The sequence below is a fragment of the Nonomuraea sp. NPDC002799 genome (assembly GCF_053592075.1).
In genome coordinates this window covers 1-21,393 of sequence record NZ_JBSFVA010000068.1, presented here as the reverse complement: position 1 = coordinate 21,393, position 21,393 = coordinate 1, and the positions used below count along the sequence as shown (strand labels likewise).

The 21,393-nt window shown below is 67.7% G+C and carries 25 protein-coding genes and 3 pseudogenes; 15 read left to right on the top strand and 13 right to left on the bottom strand.

Annotated features, from left to right (window positions below; translation table 11 throughout):
* The first annotated feature begins 388 nt into the window (after positions 1 to 388).
* Entirely contained in the window at positions 389 to 871 is a 483-nt protein-coding gene (locus ACWD0F_RS50035; RefSeq protein WP_449889932.1) for an anthrone oxygenase family protein, read from the top strand.
* Between the two features lie 155 nt (positions 872 to 1,026).
* On the opposite strand, the gene ACWD0F_RS50030 is transcribed toward ACWD0F_RS50035, so the two are convergent.
* The 5 genes from ACWD0F_RS50030 to ACWD0F_RS50010 form a co-directional block, all read right to left on the bottom strand.
* A complete protein-coding gene (locus ACWD0F_RS50030) occupies positions 1,027 to 1,587 on the bottom strand; it encodes a MarR family transcriptional regulator (RefSeq protein ID WP_449889930.1) in 561 nt (186 codons plus the stop codon).
* A 462-nt stretch (positions 1,588 to 2,049) separates the two neighbouring features.
* Positions 2,050 to 2,322 carry a hypothetical protein gene (locus ACWD0F_RS50025; RefSeq protein ID WP_449889928.1) on the bottom strand — a complete coding sequence of 91 codons (273 nt, stop codon included), beginning with the start codon at positions 2,320 to 2,322 and terminating at the stop codon, positions 2,050 to 2,052.
* A gap of 139 nt (positions 2,323 to 2,461) precedes the next feature.
* Positions 2,462 to 2,734, bottom strand: a complete 273-nt coding sequence (locus tag ACWD0F_RS50020; protein ID WP_449889937.1) for an ATP-binding protein — start codon at positions 2,732 to 2,734, stop codon at positions 2,462 to 2,464.
* Positions 2,735 to 2,878: 144 nt separating this feature from the next.
* A complete protein-coding gene (locus ACWD0F_RS50015; protein ID WP_449889926.1) occupies positions 2,879 to 3,385 on the bottom strand; it encodes a RidA family protein in 507 nt (168 codons plus the stop codon).
* Positions 3,369 to 4,529, bottom strand: coding sequence for a trans-sulfuration enzyme family protein (locus ACWD0F_RS50010; RefSeq protein ID WP_449889924.1), 1,161 nt, complete (start codon positions 4,527 to 4,529; stop codon positions 3,369 to 3,371). Before ACWD0F_RS50010 ends, ACWD0F_RS50015 begins: the two co-directional genes overlap by 17 nt.
* A gap of 255 nt (positions 4,530 to 4,784) precedes the next feature.
* Here ACWD0F_RS50010 and ACWD0F_RS50005 point away from each other — a divergent pair, with 255 nt between their 5' ends.
* Entirely contained in the window at positions 4,785 to 5,276 is a 492-nt protein-coding gene (locus ACWD0F_RS50005; RefSeq protein ID WP_449889922.1) for an Lrp/AsnC family transcriptional regulator, read from the top strand.
* A gap of 74 nt (positions 5,277 to 5,350) precedes the next feature.
* On the opposite strand, the gene ACWD0F_RS50000 is transcribed toward ACWD0F_RS50005, so the two are convergent.
* The gene (locus tag ACWD0F_RS50000; protein ID WP_449889920.1) at positions 5,351 to 5,734 is read right to left on the bottom strand and encodes a carboxymuconolactone decarboxylase family protein; all 384 of its coding nucleotides are present in this window, start codon (positions 5,732 to 5,734) and stop codon (positions 5,351 to 5,353) included.
* 350 nt (positions 5,735 to 6,084) lie between these two features.
* Here ACWD0F_RS50000 and ACWD0F_RS49995 point away from each other — a divergent pair, with 350 nt between their 5' ends.
* The 4 genes and pseudogenes from ACWD0F_RS49995 (at position 6,085) to ACWD0F_RS49980 (ending at position 8,767) form a co-directional block, all read left to right on the top strand.
* A complete protein-coding gene (locus ACWD0F_RS49995) occupies positions 6,085 to 6,513 on the top strand; it encodes a peptidase inhibitor family I36 protein (RefSeq protein ID WP_449889919.1) in 429 nt (142 codons plus the stop codon).
* Between the two features lie 187 nt (positions 6,514 to 6,700).
* Positions 6,701 to 7,366: pseudogene (locus tag ACWD0F_RS49990) on the top strand (exo-alpha-sialidase); the annotation flags it as partial.
* Between the two features lie 307 nt (positions 7,367 to 7,673).
* On the top strand, positions 7,674 to 8,459 hold the full coding sequence (locus ACWD0F_RS49985) for a helix-turn-helix transcriptional regulator (protein ID WP_449889935.1): 786 nt from the start codon (positions 7,674 to 7,676) through the stop codon (positions 8,457 to 8,459).
* 161 nt (positions 8,460 to 8,620) lie between these two features.
* Entirely contained in the window at positions 8,621 to 8,767 is a 147-nt protein-coding gene (locus ACWD0F_RS49980) for a hypothetical protein (RefSeq protein WP_449889917.1), read from the top strand.
* 132 nt (positions 8,768 to 8,899) lie between these two features.
* Here ACWD0F_RS49980 and ACWD0F_RS49975 read toward each other — a convergent pair whose 3' ends face one another.
* Both ACWD0F_RS49975 and ACWD0F_RS49970 read right to left on the bottom strand, forming a co-directional pair.
* The gene (locus tag ACWD0F_RS49975; protein WP_449889916.1) at positions 8,900 to 10,276 is read right to left on the bottom strand and encodes an FAD-binding oxidoreductase; all 1,377 of its coding nucleotides are present in this window, start codon (positions 10,274 to 10,276) and stop codon (positions 8,900 to 8,902) included.
* Positions 10,273 to 11,124 carry an alpha/beta hydrolase gene (locus ACWD0F_RS49970; protein WP_449889914.1) on the bottom strand — a complete coding sequence of 284 codons (852 nt, stop codon included), beginning with the start codon at positions 11,122 to 11,124 and terminating at the stop codon, positions 10,273 to 10,275. Before ACWD0F_RS49970 ends, ACWD0F_RS49975 begins: the two co-directional genes overlap by 4 nt.
* Positions 11,125 to 11,232: 108 nt before the next feature.
* Here ACWD0F_RS49970 and ACWD0F_RS49965 point away from each other — a divergent pair, with 108 nt between their 5' ends.
* Positions 11,233 to 11,694 (top strand): MarR family winged helix-turn-helix transcriptional regulator, encoded by a 462-nt coding sequence (locus tag ACWD0F_RS49965; protein WP_449889913.1) that lies wholly within the window; start codon positions 11,233 to 11,235, stop codon positions 11,692 to 11,694.
* Between the two features lie 152 nt (positions 11,695 to 11,846).
* Here ACWD0F_RS49965 and ACWD0F_RS49960 read toward each other — a convergent pair whose 3' ends face one another.
* The 3 genes from ACWD0F_RS49960 to ACWD0F_RS49950 form a co-directional block, all read right to left on the bottom strand.
* Positions 11,847 to 12,734 (bottom strand): sigma-70 family RNA polymerase sigma factor, encoded by an 888-nt coding sequence (locus ACWD0F_RS49960; RefSeq protein ID WP_449889911.1) that lies wholly within the window; start codon positions 12,732 to 12,734, stop codon positions 11,847 to 11,849.
* A gap of 534 nt (positions 12,735 to 13,268) precedes the next feature.
* The gene (locus ACWD0F_RS49955) at positions 13,269 to 13,556 is read right to left on the bottom strand and encodes a hypothetical protein (protein WP_449889910.1); all 288 of its coding nucleotides are present in this window, start codon (positions 13,554 to 13,556) and stop codon (positions 13,269 to 13,271) included.
* A gap of 170 nt (positions 13,557 to 13,726) precedes the next feature.
* Positions 13,727 to 14,185, bottom strand: a complete 459-nt coding sequence (locus ACWD0F_RS49950; RefSeq protein ID WP_449889934.1) for a carboxymuconolactone decarboxylase family protein — start codon at positions 14,183 to 14,185, stop codon at positions 13,727 to 13,729.
* Positions 14,186 to 14,511: 326 nt separating this feature from the next.
* On the opposite strand from ACWD0F_RS49950, the gene ACWD0F_RS49945 reads away from it, so the two are divergent.
* The 3 genes and pseudogenes from ACWD0F_RS49945 to ACWD0F_RS49935 form a co-directional block, all read left to right on the top strand.
* Positions 14,512 to 14,706, top strand: coding sequence for a hypothetical protein (locus tag ACWD0F_RS49945; protein ID WP_449889908.1), 195 nt, complete (start codon positions 14,512 to 14,514; stop codon positions 14,704 to 14,706).
* Positions 14,707 to 14,935: 229 nt separating this feature from the next.
* Positions 14,936 to 15,664, top strand: a complete 729-nt coding sequence (locus ACWD0F_RS49940) for an SDR family oxidoreductase (protein WP_449889906.1) — start codon at positions 14,936 to 14,938, stop codon at positions 15,662 to 15,664.
* A gap of 55 nt (positions 15,665 to 15,719) precedes the next feature.
* Positions 15,720 to 15,836, top strand: a pseudogene (locus tag ACWD0F_RS49935) (transposase); the annotation flags it as partial.
* Positions 15,837 to 15,957: 121 nt separating this feature from the next.
* Here ACWD0F_RS49935 and ACWD0F_RS49930 read toward each other — a convergent pair.
* Positions 15,958 to 16,821 carry an NmrA/HSCARG family protein gene (locus tag ACWD0F_RS49930; protein ID WP_449889904.1) on the bottom strand — a complete coding sequence of 288 codons (864 nt, stop codon included), beginning with the start codon at positions 16,819 to 16,821 and terminating at the stop codon, positions 15,958 to 15,960.
* Positions 16,822 to 16,904: 83 nt separating this feature from the next.
* On the opposite strand from ACWD0F_RS49930, the gene ACWD0F_RS49925 reads away from it, so the two are divergent.
* From ACWD0F_RS49925 to ACWD0F_RS49910, 4 genes are all read left to right on the top strand, one after another.
* Positions 16,905 to 17,402 (top strand): MarR family winged helix-turn-helix transcriptional regulator, encoded by a 498-nt coding sequence (locus ACWD0F_RS49925; RefSeq protein WP_449889902.1) that lies wholly within the window; start codon positions 16,905 to 16,907, stop codon positions 17,400 to 17,402.
* 330 nt (positions 17,403 to 17,732) lie between these two features.
* Positions 17,733 to 18,131, top strand: a complete 399-nt coding sequence (locus tag ACWD0F_RS49920) for a cupin domain-containing protein (RefSeq protein WP_449889900.1) — start codon at positions 17,733 to 17,735, stop codon at positions 18,129 to 18,131.
* Positions 18,131 to 19,513 carry an MFS transporter gene (locus tag ACWD0F_RS49915; protein WP_449889899.1) on the top strand — a complete coding sequence of 461 codons (1,383 nt, stop codon included), beginning with the start codon at positions 18,131 to 18,133 and terminating at the stop codon, positions 19,511 to 19,513. The genes ACWD0F_RS49920 and ACWD0F_RS49915 overlap by 1 nt, the downstream gene beginning before the upstream one ends.
* Positions 19,514 to 19,601: 88 nt before the next feature.
* Positions 19,602 to 20,129, top strand: coding sequence for a GNAT family N-acetyltransferase (locus ACWD0F_RS49910; protein ID WP_449889897.1), 528 nt, complete (start codon positions 19,602 to 19,604; stop codon positions 20,127 to 20,129).
* Positions 20,130 to 20,230: 101 nt separating this feature from the next.
* On the opposite strand, the gene ACWD0F_RS49905 is transcribed toward ACWD0F_RS49910, so the two are convergent.
* On the bottom strand, positions 20,231 to 20,635 hold the full coding sequence (locus ACWD0F_RS49905) for a type II toxin-antitoxin system PemK/MazF family toxin (protein WP_449889896.1): 405 nt from the start codon (positions 20,633 to 20,635) through the stop codon (positions 20,231 to 20,233).
* A gap of 153 nt (positions 20,636 to 20,788) precedes the next feature.
* On the opposite strand from ACWD0F_RS49905, the pseudogene ACWD0F_RS49900 reads away from it, so the two are divergent.
* A pseudogene (locus ACWD0F_RS49900) lies at positions 20,789 to 21,393 on the top strand (IS701 family transposase); the annotation flags it as partial.

The following is a 21,393-nucleotide window of genomic DNA, read 5'->3' as shown; positions in this document are numbered from 1 at the left end:
CGCGACATCGCAGAGGTGGCGGTCGCGGCGCTCGTCAACCCCGCACACGAGGGGCGCTCCTACCTGCTCACCGGCCCGCAGTCGCTCACCCAGCAAGACAAGGTCCGCCTTCTCGGCGAGGCCATCGGCCGGGCACTGACCTTTCAGGAACTTACCCCCGAGCAGGTCCGTCAGGCCATGCTCGCCCAGGGCCTGCCCGAGGAAATCCCCGACCGGCTGCTCGGCTCACTGGCCGACTACGCCCGCGCACCGGGCCCCACCACGGACACCGTGCGACAGCTCCTGGCCGCCCCGCACTCACCTTCACCGCCTGGGCCAGGGACAACGCCACCGCCTTCACGACGCCGCCCGGCTCATGAACTCCCGGCTCGCGCAGGAAGGAACGGCCGTGGCCGACACCATGATCATCGGGATCGTGCGATGGACGAGCCTGATGTTCACGGGCCTTTTCACCGGCTTCGTCGTCGCGGTCCTCGTCCTCGAAACGTCGCTCCGCAGTTACGACCTGCATGTGTACACACAAGTCCGGCAGGTCGAACTCGACTCGCTGGACACGCTCGCGACCGCCACGCTCCTACCGGCACTGATCTCGACAGCGCTCCTGCTCGCCTTCAGGTTCACATCGCGCGAACACACGTTCTGGCTGAACCTGATCGCACTCACGCTACTACTCGCGACCTTCGCACTGACCCTCCTGATCAACCTGCCCCTCGACGCCGATCAACTCACCTGGCGTGTCCAGAGACCCCCCGCCGACTGGGCGAACCTCCGTGACCGCTGGCAGATCGCCCACGCCGTGCGGACCGGCTGGGCCGTCATCGCCTTCGCCACCCTCATCCCCGCCGCGTCGAGAAATGCCACACGAACGTAACACCCACCGCGGGGAAGCGACCAGGACGCCATCGCCTCCGCCGGCTCGGGTGCCCAAGGCCAAGAAGCGGTCAGTATCGGTGGCGCTCCGAGCCGGAGTCGGTGCCAACGTCCGTCCCCGTCAACCCGTCCTGCCGGGATGACGGGTCATCGCGATCAGTCATCAGCCAGCTGGCTGGCCGCGTCCCGTCCGGCGACGGTGGCCCGGCGCAGGAAGTCGGCGAGGAATTCGAGCTCCATGTCGCTGTATCCGTCGCAGATCTGGTCCATCGAGGTGTTCATCCCTTTGTAGAGCTGGAACATCTCGGGGCTCCGGTCACGTAGGGCGCGGATGGTGACGGCGCGGCGGTCGTACGCCTCCGGGTCGCGCTCGCGGACGACCCAGCCGCCGCGTTGCAGTCTGTCGAGAATGCCGGTCATCGTGGCGGGGTGCAGCCCGGCGAGCCGGGCGAGGGAGCTCGGGCTGAGCGGGCCGTGCCGGTTCACGAGTTCGAAGCAGAGGAAGTCGACGTCCTTCAGGTCGACATGTGCGCTGACCTGATGGTTGAGCAAGGACAGCTGAGTGTTGAGCTCGCGCAATGAATCCTTGATCGTCGCGGTCACCCGTCGTCGACGTCGTACCACATCGGCACTTTCGGGTGTGAGGGACGTCATGCGCCATGCCTCCGGAGCTCGATAAAAATACGAACTCAATATTATACGTTGGACGAACAGCATGACAGCCGCCGCCCGGAAACGTGGCTCGTCACGCCGCTGATGCCGCAACGACCGGCCACGTGCGGGCTTCGGATTCGACGCATGATCTGCCGCGACGCTCGCGGAGCGGCACGGAGCTCACCGCGCCCTTGGTGCCGGCGAGGCGGGGGTACTTGACCTTGGCGGTGAAAGTGCCCGTGTGATCGCGGCGGACGTCGACCGCCTGCCAGTGGGCGCCGTCGTCGGTGCTGGCCCATAGCGTACTGGTCCTTCCCGCCGATGTGGGTGAAGTTGGGCCACAGGGTGTCGCCTTGACGGCAGATCGAGCACATCCCGATGATGTTCTGCGTCCCGAACGGCGCTCCGGGGTCGGGCAGCCCGGCGACCGAGTCGGACACGGTCACCGTGCCCGGCATGAACGGCCCGGCGTTCCAGTGCCGGGTGAGGCGCACCGGCCGGTCCCACACGTCGAGCGTCAAGGGATCATCGCTGCTCGTGGCGGTGGCGCTCCTTGTATTGCCGATGTCGAGCGCGGCGGCGTCGAGCGGGCCGATGTACTCGCGGCGGCTGCGGGACGGCCTTGGCCAGCTCGCTCCAGCCGGTCTCGAATTCCTCCATGACCATGAGAACGCGGCCGAGTTCGTACCGGATCTCCGCCGCCTCGGCAGGCGACAGGTTCGCGGACTTCAGCGCGGACCGGAGGGCCGCAGCCAATCTGCGGTAGCGGTCGTCACAGGTGAAGGCGGCGAAGGGCATCTTGTCCGCCAGCCGGGCGACGGCGGTGGGGGTATGTCGGCGTGCGTGATGAGCTCGTACAGCAGGGTCCCGCCTCCACCGGCGTCGGCGCTGGCCAGGGCCAGATCCGCCGCCTGCTCGGCGTACGACATCCATTTGGTCAGGTCGCCCGCCTCGCGGAAGTGACGGGCGAGCCGGAACACCGGCGCCGGCGTGCGACCGGCCAGAGCGTGCCCGGCTCACGATAAGGCGGGCACCAGGCAGCCAGGTTCCGGTGGCGGCGCGCGACAGGCGAGTCCAGGAACTCGCGCAGCAGGCGGCTCTTGCCCACCCCGGCCTCCCCCTCGATGAGAACGAGCGCCGGGCCCCCAGCCAGCTCCTGCTCCAACGCCGCGAGTTCGGGCTCACGACCGACAAGTGCGGGCACCGCCATCAGGCGTGAGACATCGGCCCTCTGCGTCGCCACAGCAGCCACCGGTCGGGCTCCCATCCGTGACATTTCGATCAGCCCAGAGCCTGATGGCATAGGGGTTCAGGTCGTTCAGAACGCGTAGGAGCGGACGGATGTGCGTCCCGTCTACCGAGGAGGCCCGCTGGGCGGGCCCGTCGCCGTCGCGGTCATTTCGAGTTCGACGGCGACACCTGAAGGCAGCGACGCGACTCCGATCGTGGTGCGTGCATGCTGACCCTCCGTTCCGAAGACGGCTATGAGCAACCTCGATGCCGCGTCGATGATCTGCGGAAGTGGCTCGTATCCAGGAGTGCAGTGAACATAGCCGTTGACCTTCACGATGCGCAGGACGGCTTCGAGAGTGCCCAGGGTTTGTTCGAGGGACAGCAGACATCCCAGCACGGCCAGCCGGGCGGCCTGCTGCCCGGCCGCGAGGTCCAGGTTGTCTCCGACTCGGCCTCGATACTGGAACTCGCCGTCGCCGTAGGGAGCGTGCCCGGACACGTACACCAGCTCCCCGACCTGGATCGCGGGGAGAAACGCGTGGGTGGGGGCTGGGGTCGGCCAGGTCAGACCTGAGGCTGATGCGGCGGCGATGGCTCGGTCGCGACGGTTGTCAGGAAGGGAAGGCATGCCCACCTCGTGCTAGCGGTGGATGGAGTTGGGCCAGCGCTTGGTCCAGGTCGGCGATCAAGTCGGTGGCGTGCTCCAGACCGATGGAGAGACGTAGCAGGTTCTGTGGCAGGGACGATCCTGGGCCGTGGGTGGGGGCACTCGCCTGATGTTGGATCAGGCTTTCGATGGCCCCGAAGCTCGTTGCCCGCGTGAACAGGCGCACGCCGGCCGCCACTGCGACTGCCGCTTGTGGTCCGCCGCTCACCTGAAAGCTGACGATGCTCCCGAATCCGCCCAGGATGCGGGTGGCCAGTTCGTGTTGCGGGTGGCAGTGCAGTCCCGGGTAATGCACGGCGGTCACCGCTGGATGGGTCAGGAGATACTCGGCGATCGTCTGCGCGGTGGCGGTTTGAGCGCGGACACGCAAAGGCAAGGTTTTCAGCCCTCGGCGGGTCAGCCAGCAATCCAGCGGGCTGGGGACGGCACCTTCCACCCACTGCAGGGTGCGTAGGGACTCCAGCCGTTCTGGGTCTGCCGTGATGACCGCGCCTCCGAGGACGTCGGCGTGCCCGGACATGTGCTTCGTCGCCGCGTGCACGACGTAGTCCACGCCATAGGTCAGCGGACGCTGGAAGACGGGTGTCACGAAGGTGTTGTCCACCGCGCACGCCGCCCCGTGATCATGTGCGATAGCGGCGATGGCTTCCAGGTCGGTGACCTTGAGCAGCGGATTGGACAACCCTTCCGTCCAGATGAGGCGGGTCCGCGGTCGCAGCGCGGAGCGCACCGCACGCCGATCGGTCATATCTACGGTGCTGAACGTCACGCCCCAGCGGGACAGGCTTTCTGTCAGGAGGCGGACCGTGCCCTGGAAGACGTCATCAGGGATCACTATGTGGTCGCCGGCCGGGACGGTGCCCAGGACCGCGGAGATGGCCGCCGACCCGGAGGCGTACGCGACGGCGCCTGTTCCACCCTCGAGTGCGGCCAACCCCTTCTCCAGGCTCATGCGATTAGGGTTGCCCGCGCTGCTGTAGTGGTAGCCGCGCCGATGACCGCCGTCCGGGTCCCGCTCGAAGGACACCGCCAGGGTGATCGGCTCCACCACCGCGCCGGTCTGTGGATCGGGGCCAAGACCGGCATGAACCGCCAACGTCTCCATCTGCGGATGATGCGTCATGTCGTGACCGGCGCTTCGACCCATCTGGCGACAACCTGAACGTTTAGGTCTTCCAGCATGTCCGGACTTGTCACACTCATGTCCATCGGCCTTTTCTCGTAGACTGCGGTACATCATGACTGAGCCGAAGGTGAATATGGAGACCTGGCTACTACGATGAAAGACGATCGACAAAATGTCTTAGATTCTGAAACCCAAGACCCCAAAGGCTTTCCACACAGAAGATCGCTCGACTCCGTGGACTGGGCGATCTTGGCAGAGTTGCAAGCTGACGCACGCCTGTCCATGGCCGAGGTAGCGCGCCGCGTCCACATGTCCGGCCCCGCGGTCAATGAGCGCGTACGGCGCCTCGAGGACATGGGGGTCATCACCGGCTACAGCGCCCAGGTGGACCTGGCCGCGGTCGGGCGCCCCGTGCGGGCGTATCTCCGCATCGCCGCCACAGGCGACATCAGGCAGCAGGTCGGCAAGGTCGTCGACGAGACGCCCGAGGTCATGGAGTGTCACCGAGGCACCGGCCAGGAGTGCTTCATCATAAAGATCGCAGTCGCCGACATCGCTCACCTTGAGAGGATCATCGACCGCTTCACCCGATTCGGCGAGATCACCACGTCGATCTTGCTGTCCAGCGTGTTGTCCGACCGAGCGGTCGAACCGCTGACGACCGCCGGTCCGCGGCGCCGGCCGCAATCGTCCACGAGCCCCCCAGCCGGCGCACAGCAGCGGTGACCTTGATCCATCCGGCGAGCTCAGCGAGGTCGGACCTGCCGCCCACGCTCACGGTGCGCTTAACAAGCTCAGTCTCAGCCAGCGTTGGTGATGGGTAGCAGGCCGCGCTCGGCGAACACCTTCTTGGCTACGAGCGTGGCGTTGATCGCCCGCGGGATGCCGCAGTAGACCGCCGAGTGCAGCAGCGCCTCAGAGATCTCCGCAGGAGCCAGCCCTACGTACAACGCGGCGTTGACGTGTACCTCCAGCTCGATCTCGCACCCGCCGAGCGCCGTCAGCACGCTGAGCGTGACGAGTTGCCGATCGCGGGTTGGCAGCTCCGGGCGGGCGTACATGTCCCCGAACGCCGCGAGCGGATGGGCGAGGCACTGAAGCGCCGCCGACCACAGGCGGCCATCCGGTGCGTAGCGGGCCCGTGGGACCTGGCGGCGTAGGACCGCGTCCTGATGTCGAAGCACCAGCGGCGAAGGCTCATCCGCTTACCGGCGCATGACGACGCGGACCGACCTCACCGCGGCATCGGACAGTTGTCCATCGGCCGACCCCCGACTCGCACCGCGGAGTGCGAACGAATTTCAGCGTACGAGCAACCATATCCCGTCAAGACGATCACTTGTGTATTCAAGACGATCACTTCTTGGTCATCTCGTCCGCTCCCCATACCGTTGCTTCGACTGCGAGAGGTCATCGGCCGCGATGTCTCACCGGTGGTGATGCAATTCGCATTCCTCATGCCGACAGTACATACGTCCGCCGACTTATCTCTCAGCAGCAAGCCCACAAGCCACCTACCAGAAAGTCCGCAAAAATGCGCTTGAAGTATCGCTGGACGGCCACGTTCGCCGTGACCGCCGCACTCGCCATGGCAGGGACCACCTCGGTTTCCGCCAGTACGGCTCAAGCCGAGACGTCAACGGCCATCATGCGGGTACTCGACCTGAGCGACTGCCCAATCCACTGGGTCTGCATCTGGGAATGGCCGCAGTATTCGGGCGCCGGAACCAGGTACAACGGAGCAGGTACGAAGGAATTGGGCGATTACGGTTGGCGAGATATGGTAAGCAGTGTCTACAACCGTACGGGCGGCACAGTGACGCTGGTCGACAGTCGTTCCTTCCTGGAGTCGGACAAAACGCTAGCCGTCCATGCGGGATCGCTCATTCCGGACCTCGGAAAGGTCTCCTACCCTGGGGGCGGGACCTGGAACAACAAGGTCGACAAGATCAAGCTCGGCTGAGCGTACCGGTCGTCGGCCGAGGACGAATGCGAAGCTATCCATAGCGGATACCGAAGCAATCGAGCCCCGGTTCCTGGCCAGTTCGCGAAAGTGACGTGTTCCCCGCTGTGACAGCGCGTGGAGATGCCGGCACGACCTTCGGCGGCTGAGGACGCCGAACCTGAGCCCTGTCGTAGCCGATCCGTACATGCCGCTGCATTGCACGCTGGAATCTTCAGCCCTCTGCGGTAGTGGCGTGTACGGACGACACTTCCAAAAGTTCCTTTTTCGACATGACGTCGCGGTGGCCGTTGGCCTTCACCAGAGAAGCCAGCGGGTGCGATCCCCGCCCCCGCGGCGAATGGAACGAACTGATGAAAAGCACAATCCGGTGGAGCGGCCGATCGCATCGCGCCACTTTCTGGAGAATGGCCGCAGTGTTCCTGCTCGCGGCATCATCGGTGGTGACGCCACCGTTCGTCGCGGCAGCCGCCCCCATTCCCGATGGACACGAGGTGTTCGCCAACGGGGAGCGGGAGGATGGCGCCGCGGCCGCGTACGTCTGCTTCCGAGCCCCGTCGTGGTGCGGGCCGGTGATGGGGGCCTGCTGGCCTTCGCCGGAGCGCACCTCGATGATTGCAGCGACTCCAGCCCGGGCGACATCGTGCTGAAGCGGTCTTCTGACGGCGGCAAGCACTGGGGCCCGTTGCGAGTGCTCGCCAGGCACAGCGCGACGCCGCGGGTGTTCGCGCACAATCCCGTGCCGATCGTGGACACCACCACGGACCCGCATCGGATCGTGTTGTTGTACACCGAGAACCATGACCGGGTCCATGTGCGTACCAGCGATGACCACGGCGCCACGTGGGCGGCCCGGAAGGCGATCACGAAGGAGATCTGGAAGCCCGCCTGGGGAGCCTGGCAGGAAGGGTCGGAGGATTCTCCGGGACAACTCGGCACGGGCCCCGCGCACGGCATCCAACTCAGCAGGGGCGCCGCCGCCGGCCGCCTGGTGGCGGGCGTCACGGTGCGTGTCGCCCCGGGTATCTACAAGGAATCTCCCCTCGGTGGAGCGCTGATCTACAGCGACCAGTACGGCACCGAATGGCACGTCGGCGCGTCCTCGCACGGCGCCGAGCCCGCGATCGGAGCGCAGGAGCTCAGCCTCTTCGAGCGGAGCGATCACCGCACTCAACGACTCCTCCATCTCCACCGCACTCACCGCCATCCACCACGACCCCGCCCACCCATGGACAGTCGAAACACTCGCCACCCAAGCCGGCCTGTCCCGAGCCGCCTTCGCCCGCAAATTCACCACACTGATCGGCCAGCCACCCCTCACCTACCTCACCTGGTGGCGCATGACCACATCCGCCCGGCTACAACGCGAAACCAACGCACCCCTGCGCATCATCGCCACCCAAGCCGGATACTCCTCAGAAATCGCCTTCGCCGCCGCCTTCAAACGACAATACGGCCTCACCCCAGGACGCTACCGACAACACCCCAGCGTGCCGCAGAGCGAAGCGAACGGGTTCCCTGCGATTCCTTACCCGGGCAGCGGTGACGGCATGAACGGCTCGGTGCTCTACCCGCCCTGCGACGGCTGCGCAGGCCGGAAGATCGTGGCGGTGAGCTGGCGCAGCGGCGCGTCCCACGAATACGGAGCCAACCGGCTCGCCAGGGTCACATTCGTCGATGTCACCAGCGGAGCGGCTCGAGCGCCATACCGGCATGTCCTGCTGGTCGAACCCGACGGCAGCGCCGAGGGTTTCCGCGAGGTCGCCAGTCACGCCGACGGCATCTCGTGGTACGGCAACAAGCTCTTCCTCGTCACCGGCGGCGATCCGGACGTGTTCGGCGGCGACCGGCTGGTACGTGTCTTCGACCTCACCCATATCTGGAAGATGAATTCCACCGCGTCACGGCTTCCGCCGACCGCAGCACGCTCGACGTCCATTACCTGACGACCGCTCCCGGCAACGCGCAGAACATCTCGTACTGGCCTGCGAGCGGTGAAGCGTGACTGGTCGACGAATTCCGTGGAGATTATGACGGCGTATACGCGAGCGATCGCCTGGTGCTGGCGTTGAACTGCCCGAATCTCAGCTGCTGACCGTGCCGTCCGGTGGCAGCGGTCGAAAAGTACGTCGACGACCTGGCGGTCGGCACGGCCGCGATGGTGCTTGTCCTGGATCCGCAGATCGTGGTGCTGGGTGGCGGGTTCTTCCGGTCGGCCGACGTCCTGCTCGGCCCGCCGTGCGACAAACTGTGACCCGCTGACCAGCACCTCACGATGACCGTCTCCAGCGTCGAACCCGAATCCTCCTGTGAACACGCCCCCCGGCTCCGGCGATGCGATGACGCGCAGGCGTCCCCGATCACTACCTTCAAGCATCAGCGCAGGTCAGGCGCGGTCCCGTCCGGTCACGGCCGGGGGGATGTTGTGGTTGAGACGGAAGACGTTTTCCGGGTCGTAGACGGCTTTGAGGCCGGTCAGCCGCCGGTAGTCTGCGGCGTCGTACGCGGAGCGCACCTCCGCTGCTCCGTTCTCGCCGTTCATGAAGTTGAGGAACCGCCCACCGGTGCTCCACGGCGCGACCGCCTGCAACACGCGCGCGTGCGCCGGCCGGATCTCCGCGATGTCGGCGCGCTCCAGCCGGGACACCACGTTGAACAGGTATCGCGCGTTGCGGTTGCCGACGGCGTTGTCCACGGCGGGCGGGTGGGCGAGCCTCCCGCCGAGGTGGCGCAGTTCGACGATGTGCGGCACCGGCGCGTGCGGGCCGGCCAGATCGAGAATGGCTCCCACGGCGGTCGCGTCGAGCTCGCCCAGCATGGCCGTGCCCGCCTCGAACGCGCCAGGAGCGACGGGGTCGTTGTAGATCGACCCGGCTTCGGCGTAGGCCAGCTCACCGAGAGTGTCGATCATCGGTCCGATGGCACGTAGCGGCGCCACCAGGCGCTCGCCGGCTCCGGGGTCGCCGGCCGCGCAGGCGATGCGGACATGGACGGTGTGACGGCCGCGCAACGGCTCCGGGATCACCGGAACGTCCGGCAGGGAGATCAGCGCGACCGAGGAGTTCATCGCGTCGGGCACGGTGGCGGCCCATTGCAGGTAGGTGCCGAACACGTCGGCGGCCTTCTCGCCGGGAAACACCAGCGCCCCGCCGTAGAGCGTGGTGACCGGCATCAGATCGATCTCCATTCCGGTCACCACGCCGAAGTTGTCCCGGCCGCCGCGCAGGGCCCAGAACAGGTCCGGCTCGACGTCCTGGGTGACGTGCCGCAGGCGGCCGTCGGCCGTGACGACGTCGAGGCCGCGCACGTGGTCGGCGGCGTAGCCGAAACTCCGGGACAGCAGCGCCAGGCCACCGCCGAGAGTGTAGGAGACGGCGCCCACGAGCGGGGCCGAGCCGGACAGCGGCGCCAGCCCGGCCGGCGCCGCCTCGTGGATCACCTGATCCCACCGTGTCCCCGCGGCCACCCACGCGGTGCGGGCGCCGGCGTCCACCCGGACAGCGCTCATCCGCGCGGTGGTGATCAGCACTCCGCCCTCGGCGGCGACGGCGGCCGAGGCGTGCCCGGTGCCCTGCACCGCCACCGGGAGGCCGCGGCCGCCCGCGTACGTCACCGCCGCCTGCACATCGGCGGGTCCGGCGGCGCCCACCACCAGGTCGGGACGATGCCGGCGGGCGGTCTGATAACCGGCGCGTTCCTCGTCATACGCTTCGTCCCGGGGCGCGAGCACCGGCCCCATCACCTGCTCGGCCAGCCGAGTCACGATTCCTCCTTCTTGCCGATCCGAGAGGCCAGGAACCGGCCGGCCCGCTCCAGCGCCGCTACCGCCTCGCCCGCATCGCCCGCTACGGCGAGCTGGAACACGTGCGGTTGGCGCGGAGCCACCTCCAACCTCACCTCGACCTCGTCGGTCCCGGCGCGCCCGGCCAGCCGTACGGCGTCGTCCAGCAGGAGCTCGCTCGAGCCGACCTGGATCAGCAGCGGCGGCAGCCCGGTGAGGTCGGCGAAGATCGGGTTCGCCTCGGGCGCCGACCTGTCCCCGTCGGAGATGTACTGATCGAAGTACCACGTGAGATCGGCCGGAGTGAAGATCGGGTCGACTCCGTCCTTGGACCGCATGCTCGCGCCGCTGAGGGTGAGATCGACCGCCGGCGAGAACAGGACCGCCGCCGCAGGCAGCGGCAGGCCGGCGTCCCGGGCGCGCAACATGGTGACGACGGCCAGCCCGGCCCCGGCCGAGTCACCCGCGATCACCAGCCGCCGGGGGTCGGCGCCGGAGTCCAGCAGCTCGCGGTAGGCCGCCAGGCAGTCCTCGGGCGCGGCCGGGAACGGATGCTCCGGCGCCAGCCGGTAGTCGAGCGAGACCGCCCGGCCGTCGAGGTGCCGCAGCAGCGCAACGGTGAGGTGGGCGGTGACACGCGCCGACCCGACCACGAAGCCGCCGCCGTGGAAGTACAGCAGCACGTCCTCGCCTGTCGTGCCGGGCGTCTCGATCAGCAGCTCCAGCGCCGGCCGACCGCCGAGCGTCGTCGCCGACACGTGGACATCCGTGGGCAAGGGCCTGGTGAGTAAAGCCGCGGCCTGCTCGCGGCGTTCGGCAACGTTGTGCATCCCGTCCTCCAGTAATTAGTCAAGCCACCTGACAGTCAGGTGACTTTACCATGCCGGCTGATATCGTCAAGCTGCCTGACGAAATCGCATGGAAGGAGGCCCCCGGGGATGACGACGCGATCCGGAACGCCCAAGCGGCAAGACGAGCCCAAGGTGCCGCTCCCCACCCTGCTCACACAGGCCAAGGACATCGCGATCGGGCGGCTGCACCAGCGGCTGGCCGACGAAGGGTTCGAGGGCATCCGGTACGTGCACGGCTCCGTCTTCCGGTTCATCGACGCCGAAGGCTCGCGGCTGACCACGCTCGCCGAACGCTCCGGGCTCACCAAGCAGGCGATCGGCGAACTGGTCGGCGAACTGGAGGATCACGGTTACGTCGAGCGGGCGGCCGATGCGGGCGATCGCCGCGCGAAGATCATCCGGCTCACCGACCAGGGCAGAATGGCCCAGGTCGCAGCGGCCCGAATCCTCACGGACCTCGAGCGACGGTGGTCGCGGCATCTCGGCGGGGACCAGGTCACCATGCTGCGGCGCGCCTTGGAAGAGGTCATCGCCCTCGAGAGCGGGTAGCAGTCCGACCGTGCACGAGGCTGCGGCCGAGTTCGTTGACTTCGTCTTCAACCCGAGTCCACGAGTGATCCAGACCGTTGCCCGCCGCGCCGATCTCTTCGGTCGGGCCGGCCCGGCATCGAGCGCGTCGGCCGACGGCTCAGGTGGGATGCTCAGTCCGTTACGAACGCCGACAGGTCGAGCGCGCTGAGACGTTCGGGGTCACTCAGCCCATCGATCGCGACGATTCTTCCGCCGGCGACAGTGAAGCCCATGACCGACACCGGCCGGTGATCGACGGTGATGACAACCCCGGCGGCGCCGCTCACGAGGGCCGGATGAACGCGTGCGTCAGGCCGTGCGAACATCAGCGCACGACCCGCCACCTCGACAGCGCCGCGAATCACGGCAGAAGAGACTGACCGCAGAGGCCCTGCGTCGGTTCGCAGGGTGACCTTCGGGTCGAGAAGCGCGATCAGTGCGTCGAAGTCCCCACCCCGTGCTGCCGCGAAGAAGGCATCGACCACCGAGTGCTGGCGGTCCAGATCGGCATCAGGCACGACACTCGCTCCCTGGACACGGCGACGCGCACGACTCGCGAGCTGCTTGACGGCGCTCGTTGTGCGCCCCAGTATTGTTCCGATCTCCTCGAACGGGACTGCGAATACGTCATGCAGGACGAACGCGAGCCGTTCAGCAGGAGCCAGCGTCTCAAGGACGACGTACAGTGCGATGCCCACCGACTCGGCCAGCAGCGCTTCCTGCTCAGGATCGGTGCCGCCGATCTGGCTAACGATCGGGTCAGGCATGTGCCAGTCCAGCGGCTCCTCACGCCGCGAGGCCCGGGAGCGCAGGATATCCAGGCAGACCCGCCCGGTCACCGTTGTCAGCCACCCGCGCAAATTCTGCACGCCACTCGTGTCCGCGCCGCTTAGCCGAAGCCACGCTTCCTGTACGGCGTCGTCCGCCTCGTGCACAGAGCCCAGCATTCGGAAGGCGACACCCAGCAGATGCGGGCGGTGCTCCTCGAAGCCTTCCGCCAGCCATCCCCGCTCGTCCATCCGTCACATTCCTCGATCGTCCATTCGTGTCATTACAGTGATGAGGCGTCGGTCCACGCGTTGGTCACGCCCGGGTTGGCGGCGACCTTATCCAGCAGCGATGCCGACGGCGTTGTCATCCACGTCCCTACCTTCGTGATCGACCGACGCGGCCCCCGCCGGCGTGCTGATCGCGAAGGGAGCGGTTTTCGTCAAGAAGTCATCCGCTTTCGGCCGGGGTGCAGCGGCACCCCGGCCGGATCGAGAACCGCCAGGTCTGAGTGTTTCTGGCTTATGCCACCCCGCGCGGCCGGGCGCTGCTGGACCCGGCGCCTCTATCTGCCCGGCACAGCGGATGACGATGGCTCCGCTCGTCGATGCAAGAGTCCTGCTGCCACTACCAAGTGATTGACCAGATCGATCGCTCAGAGCAGCGAGTAGGCCGTCATCGCTCTCTTCGACCAGGCCGAACAGCGTGACCCTCACCATCGCAGGCCGTGGATCGTGCTCATCGACGGCGCCCATCACCTTCTTCCCCGGCCGCGCGCAACCGGGTCAGAAAAGGCGATAAGTCCCGAGGACGGTTAGCTCGTCCGGGATGGGCGGCTCGACGATCCACTCCCTGAGGTTCTCCTGAAACTCCCTGAATTCGGGCACCGCCAGGAGGGGATTGTCGATCCCATCGTCCAAAGCAAGCAGGACCACGAAGGTCACGCCGTCGGCAAGCTTGCAGGACGCGTACCGAACGCCATCCGGCTTTACCCGTTCGATCGCTGCGAACATCCTGTCGATAGAGGCCTCGAGCTCGTCAACGCTCGCGGCCTTGACCTTGGGGCGGATCATTATCAGACTCATCAGAGATGTAGCTGCTTTCGTTGTCGTAGGTGAGAACTCGTGCGGCGCTGATCACGGCTGACTCACAGCTCATCCGGGGATGGACAGTCCAGCCGCCCAGCTCCAGTGAGCACTTGCGGTCGTGGTGTCCATGCGACCGGGCCGACGACCGGTGCCGGTCAGCCCCAGCTCGCGCCGGCCGGCTCCTTGATCGTGGCATTCAGCCGGTTGAAGAAGTTGGTCGTGGCGATCATGAGGATGATGGCCGCGAGCTCCTTCTCGGTGAAGTGATCAGCGGCCGCGTCCCAAATGTCGTCCGGCACCGGTTCGCCACGATCGCTCAAGCGGGTCGCGGCCTCGGTAAGTGTCAGCGCCGCGCGCTCGGCGTCGGTGAAGAAGGGCGACTCGCGCCACGCGGGCAGAGCGAACAGGCGTTCGTCGGTCTCCCCCGCCTTCTTCGCCGAGCTGACGCCCGCGTATACGCATGCGCTGCAGCCGTTGATCTGACTCGCCCGCAGATGCACGAGCTCAAGCGTCGTCTGCGACACGCCGCCCTGGCTCATGGCCTTGTACAAGCCCTGGATCGCCTCCATCGTGCCAGGAAGGACCATTGCCGGGTTCTTCATCCGTGCTTGCATGATCTGCTCTCCTTCGGTGGTGGCTGACTTCGGCTCGATTCGCCGCGTCACCGCTATGACGAATGAAGTCGGCGAAAGGTGACAGGAGCGAGCCGCCCGCCAACCGGACGCTCGGAGCACGGCCCCGAAGAAGCGAAGGTGACGCAGATCTCCTCCGGCCGGCCGTCACCTTCTCGCCCTCGCCCTCGCCTTCGCCTTCGTCAGGAGTGCGGCACGGCCGATCAGCGACCGCGACAGGGCCGTCTACGCCCGCACCTACGACCAGGCCGAGGCCATCCGGGCGGGCAACGCCTGGTATCAGGACCTGCCACCAGGACATCCAGGACATGAACGGCTACGCCAAGGTGAACGCTCCGGTCCTCGGCCTGGTCGCCCCGGACACCCGGCCCTGGTTCGAGGGCACGCTGCCCCAGGTGGCCACGGACGTGCGCGGCATCGTCACCGTGGACAAAGCGCTGCACTGGCTGTGTGAGGAAGACCCCGCACTGGCATCCCGGTCACTGACCCAGTTCTTCGACTGACCGACGGGACCGTCCAGCTCTGGCAGTGCCAGGTCCGCTGACCGATAGGACCGCTTCAGCATCATCACCGCGAAGTCCCGGCAGCCGTCCGCGGTGTCGCTCGCGCAGCCGTTCCCGTCACCTTTCCGCCTGCGGTTCCGTCATAGCTCTGGCATCCGTAACCGTCCGGCAGGCAAGGCCGAAACCGGCGGGCGGGCGCACAAACCTGACGACCACCGAAGGAATGATCATGGAAGCACAGACGGCCGCCCGCAGGACCACGGCCCTCGTCACCGGCGCGAACAAGGGTATCGGTTTCGAGACCGCGCGCCAGCTCAGCCAGCTGGGCATCACCACCGTCGTCGCCGCCCGCGACGAAGAACGCGGCAAGGCGGCGGCCGCGCGCATCGGTCAGCCGCACGTCCGGCTCGACGTCACGGACGCCGGCAGCGTGCGGGAGGCGGCCGCGTGGGTGGAGCGGGAGTTCGGCGGGCTGGACATCCTGGTGAACAACGCCGGGATCATCGGCACGCCGGAGTCACAGCCGAGCGCCACCTCGCTCGACGTCGTCAGGCACGTGTACGAGACGAACGTGTTCGGGGTCATCACGGTGACCAACGCGCTGCTGCCCCTGCTGCGCCGTTCTCCGGCGGGCAGGATCGTGAACCTCTCCAGCGAGCTGGGCTCGATGGAACGGGTGCTCGACCGGCACCACCCGATCTGGGGACTGCACGACCTTGCCTACAATTCCTCCAAGTCCGCCCTCAACATGATCACGGTGAGCTTCGCCAAGGAGCTGTGGGACACTCCGATCAAGGTGAACTCCGTGGACCCCGGGTTCTGCGCGACGGACATCAATGGCCACACCGGTTACCGCACGGCCGAGCACGGCGCGCGGCAGGCCGTACTGCTGGCGACTCTGGACGCCGACGGGCCGACGGCCGCGTTCTACTTGGACGAGCGCCCGCTGCCCTGGTGAGGCTCCTGCTCCAGCCGTAGATCGTGCGGCTTCGTCGTGGGGCGGTCCGGCGAAACCGACGTGGGTGCTCGTCATCGACGAGACCGGTGATCCGAAGAAGGGCAGCCCGACGGGCGGGGTGCAACGCCAATACACCGGCCCCGCCGGGCGGATCGAAAACACCCAGGTCGGAGGGCGGTGAGGAGAACAGGCCCATGTACTACCTGAGGCCTGGCCTGGTCGGCTGCGCTTCCGCGTGCTTGCACCTACTGGTCGGGCGTCTACTTCGGAAGCAGAGAGCTCAGGCGCGACGGTCAGCGGTTGTGCAGGAAGTTCCAGTTCTGCTCGTCGGCCCACGTGGTGAAGTCGCGCCAGGGGATCTCCGGGTAGGAGGCACGCAGGGCGGCGATGTCCACCCCGAAGCTCTCGCGGTTGAACCAGTCGCGCATCGCCACACCATCTTCGCCACCGTATTCCGGCAGCGATTCGCGTTTCGGTTCGACGTATTTGACGGCGTGGCCGGAGGCGGCGGTGAGCGCGGTGGCCATCTGCTCGCCGGTCAGCTCATCGGCGGCCAGTTCGACTGTCGCACCGGTGAAATCGGCGGGTCTCTCCAGTGCCAGGCGTACGAACGCGGCGATGTCCGCCACGGCGACATGCTGCACGGGACGTCCTGACGGTATCGGCAGGGACAGCACGCCATCGCGAAGCCGGGCGCGCGCCCATGGCGCGGTCGTGTTCTCCATGAACGCGACCGGTCGCAGAATCGTGGCGGGACCTCCCAGCCGGGCGATCTGCTGTTCCACCCGCAGCTTGGCCTCCAGGTGTCTGATGCCGGTGTCGCGATCGGCGCCGGCCGCTGAGCTGTAGATCAGGCGAATCCCCAGCTGGGCGGCCACTTGGGCCATCGTGCTGCCCTGCCGGACCTCTGCCTCGGGACCTGCCTCGTAGGACGTGGACATGGTGAAGATCGCATCCATCCCGTTGGCGGCGGCCTTCAGGGTCTCGTGGTCCTCCAGATTTCCCGCCACGACTTCGGCGCCCGCTTTTTCCAGGAGTTGCGCCCGCTGGGCGCCGATGTCCCGGGTGAGCGCCCGCACCGTGTGGCCGTACGCGAGGAGCTCCCGTGTGACGGCGCCCCCCTGCTGCCCCGTCGATCCCGTCACCAGAACACGCATGTTCGTTCCTCCAGTTTTCCCTGACAGTAATCAAAGGGACAGTACCAAATGAAACTATTCTGCGTGTTGCTAGAATGATGGCGGTGATCTCGGAAGACGACCACCAGCTCATGCTGGCCTGGGCCAATCTCGTTCAAGTGCACGCCGTCATGCGGACCGAGCTCGGCCGGCGCCTCGAGGAGCAGGTGGATGTCTCGCTCTCCGAGCACGAGGTGCTGTTCCGCCTGTCCCGGGCCCCGCTAGGCCGCCTGCGGATGATCGACCTCGCCGAGCTCACCCTGCAGCCGAAGAGCGCCATCACCCGGCTCGTCGAGCGCCTCGTGCGACGCGGTGCCGTCACCCGTCACCAGCCCGCCGACAACCGGCGCACCACGTACGCCGTTCTCACCCCTGAGGGGCGCGGCCTTTTCGACCGTGCGCGGCCGGTGTACGTCCAGGGTGTCCGGGAACTGCTGGGCGACCACGTCTCCCCTGCCGATGTCCAGCTGCTGCGGCAGAGACTCCGTGCCGTCCTCGACGGTCTAGGGGCCTGGTCCGACGAACGGTGCGACCCGCAACCGCTCCAGGACGCCAGCCCGTAGCGTGGCCACATGGACGTGCCGGCTGAGCGGTTGCACAGGGGGACTCCGAGCTCCCGCTGCAGGCGGCGGATCCGCCGGCTCACCGCGGTGGACGATGCGGAGCCGCCCGGCTGAAGCCGTCCTCCTCGGTCACCGCCGAGAAGTACCGCGGTTGGCGTAGCTGCACCCACTCGCCTCGCATTCATCTGGATCGGTGATAACTGCAGGCGACAACCGCTTCTGGTTCGTCGCGTGTTGCCGCGCTCGAATGGACAGCGTTCTCACGAGAGGTTTGTGATGTCTGTTCATGAAGCTCTGGTCGCAAGGCCGGAGACCGCGGAACATGTCGCGTTGCCGAACGGCGGAGGGTTCCTGCTGCTGGCCGAGGCCGCCCACACAGATGGCGCGCTGGGTGCCAACCGCCTCACCCTGGCCGCGGGCGCGAGGGGCGCCCGCCGTCACTACCACGCGCTGTCGAGCGAGCTGTTCTACGTGGTCGACGGCGAGATGGAGTTCGAACTCGACGGTGAGGTGATGCCGGTGGGCGCGGGCGGGTTGGTGGTGGTGCCGCCCCGGATGCCGCATGCCTTCGGCGCCGCGCCCGGGTCGACGGCCGTCCTGCTGGTGGTGCTGACCCCTGGGGTGGATCGCTTCGGCTACTTCCGCGCGCTGGGCCGAATCCAGCACGGCCTGGACTCCTTCGACAGCCTCCTGCCCGAGCAGGAGCGCTACGACGTGCACTTCCTGTGATGACCTTCAAGCTTGCCGTGGTGAAAGCGAGTTCGATGTCCACTCCCCTTCCTGCGATCGGCCCCGGGTCGACGGCGGTACGTCTGGGCGCGCTGTTCGGCCCGTCGGTCTTCGGAGTCACCGCCGCGGGCGTCGCCCTGCCCCAGGTCGCCACCGCGCTCAACGCCGGCCCGGCGGCCGTGGCCTGGGTGCTGACCGCGCACGCTCTGGCGCTCGGTGTGGGTGTCGCCGTCTTCGGGCGGGTCGCCGACACCCGGGGCGTCCCCTTCACGTTGCTGGCCGGGACGGTGGTGCTGGGCGCGGGCGCCGTGATCTGCCTGCTCGCGCCGGACCTGGGTGTCCTGGTGGCGGGGCGGCTGGTCCTGGCGGCCGGGTCGGGGGCGACGGCCGCGAGCGGTGCGGCCCTGCTGGCCGCCGTCGATCCGGGTCACCGGCCCCGGGTGCTGGCCGGGTACGGGATGGTCATCGCGGTCTTCGCGGCCGGGGCCACCCTGGTCGGCGGCGCGGTGACCACCTGGCTGAGCTGGCGGGTCACCCTGGTCCTGCCCGTGCTCGCTGTGCCGGCGGTGCCGTTCTGCCTGCCGCTGGTACGGCGGGCAGGCTCAGGCCGGCCGGTCGACGTCACCGGGGCCGCCCTGCTGACCGTGGTGGCGAGCACGCTGCTGGTGCTCATCCAGGCGCGATCGCTCCAGCTCGACCCCACCCTCACGGCCGGGCTGGCGGCACTGCTCGTCCTGGCCGGAGCCGGGCTGACGGCGTGGGCGCGGCGGCACGTGGACGGCTTCCTGCCCAGCGCGGTGCTCACCGACGGGGCGTTCAGGAACGCGGTCGGCGTGGGCATCGGCGTCTTCGCCGGGCTGTTCGCCACGATGTACGCGGTGCCGCAGCTCCTGGCCGGCGCACACGGCTGGAGTGTGCTGGCGATCGGGGCGGCGCTGCTGCCTGGCGCTGCAGTGGGGGCACTGCTCTCACGCAAGGCCGCGCTGCTGACGCCACTGAAGGGGAGCAGGCTGCTGGCGGGCACGGCACTGGCCGCGTCCCTGGCACTCGGCCTGGCCGCCTGGCGGGCCGATGGGCCGACGGAAGTGGCGGCCGCCGCGCTCAGCCTGGCCGCGTTCGCCGTCACGCAGGTCGTGCTCACCGGGCAGATGTCGGCCAGGTTGCCTGCGCACCTGCGCGGCGTGGGGATGGGACTGCTCAACCTGACGTTCTTCGTCGGCGGTGCGACGGGCTCGGCCGTGGCCGGGGCGCTGTCGGCGTCGATGGGACTGTCCGGCGTCCTGGTGGTGGTCGCGGCCTTCCCGCTGGCCGCCGCGGTGCTGGCTCTGACATCACGCCGGTCGGCTCAGCCGCTGGCAGAGCCGACCTCACAGGCCGGCTGAGCAGCCCCCTACGGTAGCGCCGCCCGAATGTGCCCTTGCGCAAAGGGCTGAGAAGGTATGCGCAGAAACCAACGCATCTGGAGGTGAGATGTTCAATCGGGCACTGGGAGATGACGCCGAGCTGCGTCCGTTGGAGCCGTGGCAGGCCGGCGAGTTCGCCGCCTATGCCGACCGGGTACGCGATGCGCTCAAGCCCTGGATTCCGTGGGCCGACTCCATCGTGGATGAGGCGTCGGCCCGTGCCTTCCTGCAGAACTACGCCGATCGCCAAGCCGCCGACACCGGTCGCATCTTCGGCCTGTACGTCTCAGATGTCCTGCAGGGCGGTGTCGTCTACCGCGCCTTCAACGCCGCTCAGGGCGGCTGCGAGCTCGGCGTCTGGCTCGCTCCGGAGGTACGAGGCAGGGGCCTGATCACCCTGGCCTGCCGTAAGCTCATCGCCTGGGCGCTCGACGTGCGGGGGATGGTCCGCGTTGAGTGGCTCTGCGACCCCCGTAACCAGGCCAGTATCGCCGCCGCTCGACGCCTCGGTTTCACCCACGAGGGCACCCACCGCAAAGCCTTCTGTCTCGACGGCGAACACCGCGACGTACAGGTCTGGGCCATCGTCTCCTGACTAGTACTCCAGCCGTAGATCGTGATCTTGTTGCTGGAGTGCGGTGGAGAGGGGGCAGCGGTCAGTCGTCGACGAGATCGAGCTGGGCAGCCAGGCGTCCGCTACTCAAGTCCTTCGAGACGGCGGGCATCTTTGATCTCGCTGATCCTGGCAGCCGTCATCGGGGTCCACTCCCTCCTCTGCCCGGCGGCACGGAGGGCTTCTCCAACCTCGCTGAGCTTCACGGAGGACAACACGCCCGCCCGCTCGATCAGGTCGTCCCGGGCCACGGTGGTCAGCCATGTGCACGGAGTAAGGCCTGGACGCGGGAACGCGAACCGCAGCACGCCTTCGAAGGGCAGTCCTTCCGGGGCTCCTACGGCCACTTCAACGCCCAGGCCGCTGATGTCGACGCCCGCCGGCGCAACGACCTGCATCGCCTGAAACCCGGATGACTCCTCGTCCGAGAGCAGCACGACCGGGCGTCGCTCATCGAAGTCGACCCACCAGACTTCACCGCGTTGCATGTGTCCTCCTGGCATGAGACGGCGGGCGAACGCTGCGTGCCCCGTGCGGGACACGGAAGGGATGCGGCCCCGTCTTCGCACGTCGTGCCCGAGGGGCGGTAAAGACGGGCGCGGCCATCGTTGATCATCGGTGTGAAGACTGAAGATCATGCGGTGGCCGCGAGTCACAGCGTAGACCCTGCCCGCCGGCAGGAGGCGTTCGAGGTCCTGATGTCCCGGATAGCGGGCCGGTTCGCGCGGGTTGAACCCCGGCGTCGGGTGCGGGACTTGGTGCTGGGGCTGCTGTCGGACCTGCCGCGCAAGAACTGCTGGAGCATCGCCGAGTGGGCCGGGGCAGGCCAGTCCGCATGGAATGCAGCACCTGCTCGGCCGGGCTAAGGGGGATGCCGACACCGTCCGCGATGACGTGCGCGAGTACGTGCTGGAACATCTGCACGACGACGATGCGGTGCTGGTCGTCGATGAGACCGGGGACGTGAGGAAGGGCACGCACACCGTGGGTGTCCAGCGCCAGTACACCGGCACGGCTGGGAGGATCGAAAACGCTCAGGTCGCTGTCTACCTCGTCTATGCAGGCCGCCGCGGACACGCGGCGATCGACCGCGAGCTGTACGTCCCGCGCTCGTGGACGTGCGACCCGGACCGCTGCCGGGCGGCGGGACTGGGCGAGGATACCGTCTTCACGACCAAGCCGGAGCCGGCCGCCCGCATGATCGGCCGGTTCCTTGACGCTGGGCACCGTGTGGGCTGGGTCGCGG

Bases quoted from the DNA above. Each gene is read 5' to 3' on its own strand.
- ACWD0F_RS50030 (WP_449889930.1), bottom strand. From the start codon at position 1,587: ATGCTGTTCGTCCAACGTATAATATTGAGTTCGTATTTTTATCGAGCT.
- ACWD0F_RS50025 (WP_449889928.1), bottom strand. From the start codon at position 2,322: ATGCCCTTCGCCGCCTTCACCTGTGACGACCGCTACCGCAGATTGGCT.
- ACWD0F_RS50020 (WP_449889937.1), bottom strand. From the start codon at position 2,734: ATGGCGGTGCCCGCACTTGTCGGTCGTGAGCCCGAACTCGCGGCGTTG.
- ACWD0F_RS50015 (WP_449889926.1), bottom strand. From the start codon at position 3,385: ATGCCTTCCCTTCCTGACAACCGTCGCGACCGAGCCATCGCCGCCGCA.
- ACWD0F_RS50010 (WP_449889924.1), bottom strand. From the start codon at position 4,529: ATGGAGACGTTGGCGGTTCATGCCGGTCTTGGCCCCGATCCACAGACC.
- ACWD0F_RS49995 (WP_449889919.1), top strand. From the start codon at position 6,085: ATGCGCTTGAAGTATCGCTGGACGGCCACGTTCGCCGTGACCGCCGCA.
- ACWD0F_RS49970 (WP_449889914.1), bottom strand. From the start codon at position 11,124: ATGCACAACGTTGCCGAACGCCGCGAGCAGGCCGCGGCTTTACTCACC.
- ACWD0F_RS49965 (WP_449889913.1), top strand. From the start codon at position 11,233: ATGACGACGCGATCCGGAACGCCCAAGCGGCAAGACGAGCCCAAGGTG.
- ACWD0F_RS49960 (WP_449889911.1), bottom strand. From the start codon at position 12,734: ATGGACGAGCGGGGATGGCTGGCGGAAGGCTTCGAGGAGCACCGCCCG.
- ACWD0F_RS49955 (WP_449889910.1), bottom strand. From the start codon at position 13,556: ATGATCCGCCCCAAGGTCAAGGCCGCGAGCGTTGACGAGCTCGAGGCC.
- ACWD0F_RS49950 (WP_449889934.1), bottom strand. From the start codon at position 14,185: ATGCAAGCACGGATGAAGAACCCGGCAATGGTCCTTCCTGGCACGATG.
- ACWD0F_RS49945 (WP_449889908.1), top strand. From the start codon at position 14,512: ATGAACGGCTACGCCAAGGTGAACGCTCCGGTCCTCGGCCTGGTCGCC.
- ACWD0F_RS49940 (WP_449889906.1), top strand. From the start codon at position 14,936: ATGGAAGCACAGACGGCCGCCCGCAGGACCACGGCCCTCGTCACCGGC.
- ACWD0F_RS49930 (WP_449889904.1), bottom strand. From the start codon at position 16,821: ATGCGTGTTCTGGTGACGGGATCGACGGGGCAGCAGGGGGGCGCCGTC.
- ACWD0F_RS49915 (WP_449889899.1), top strand. From the start codon at position 18,131: ATGACCTTCAAGCTTGCCGTGGTGAAAGCGAGTTCGATGTCCACTCCC.
- ACWD0F_RS49910 (WP_449889897.1), top strand. From the start codon at position 19,602: ATGTTCAATCGGGCACTGGGAGATGACGCCGAGCTGCGTCCGTTGGAG.
- ACWD0F_RS49905 (WP_449889896.1), bottom strand. From the start codon at position 20,635: ATGCAACGCGGTGAAGTCTGGTGGGTCGACTTCGATGAGCGACGCCCG.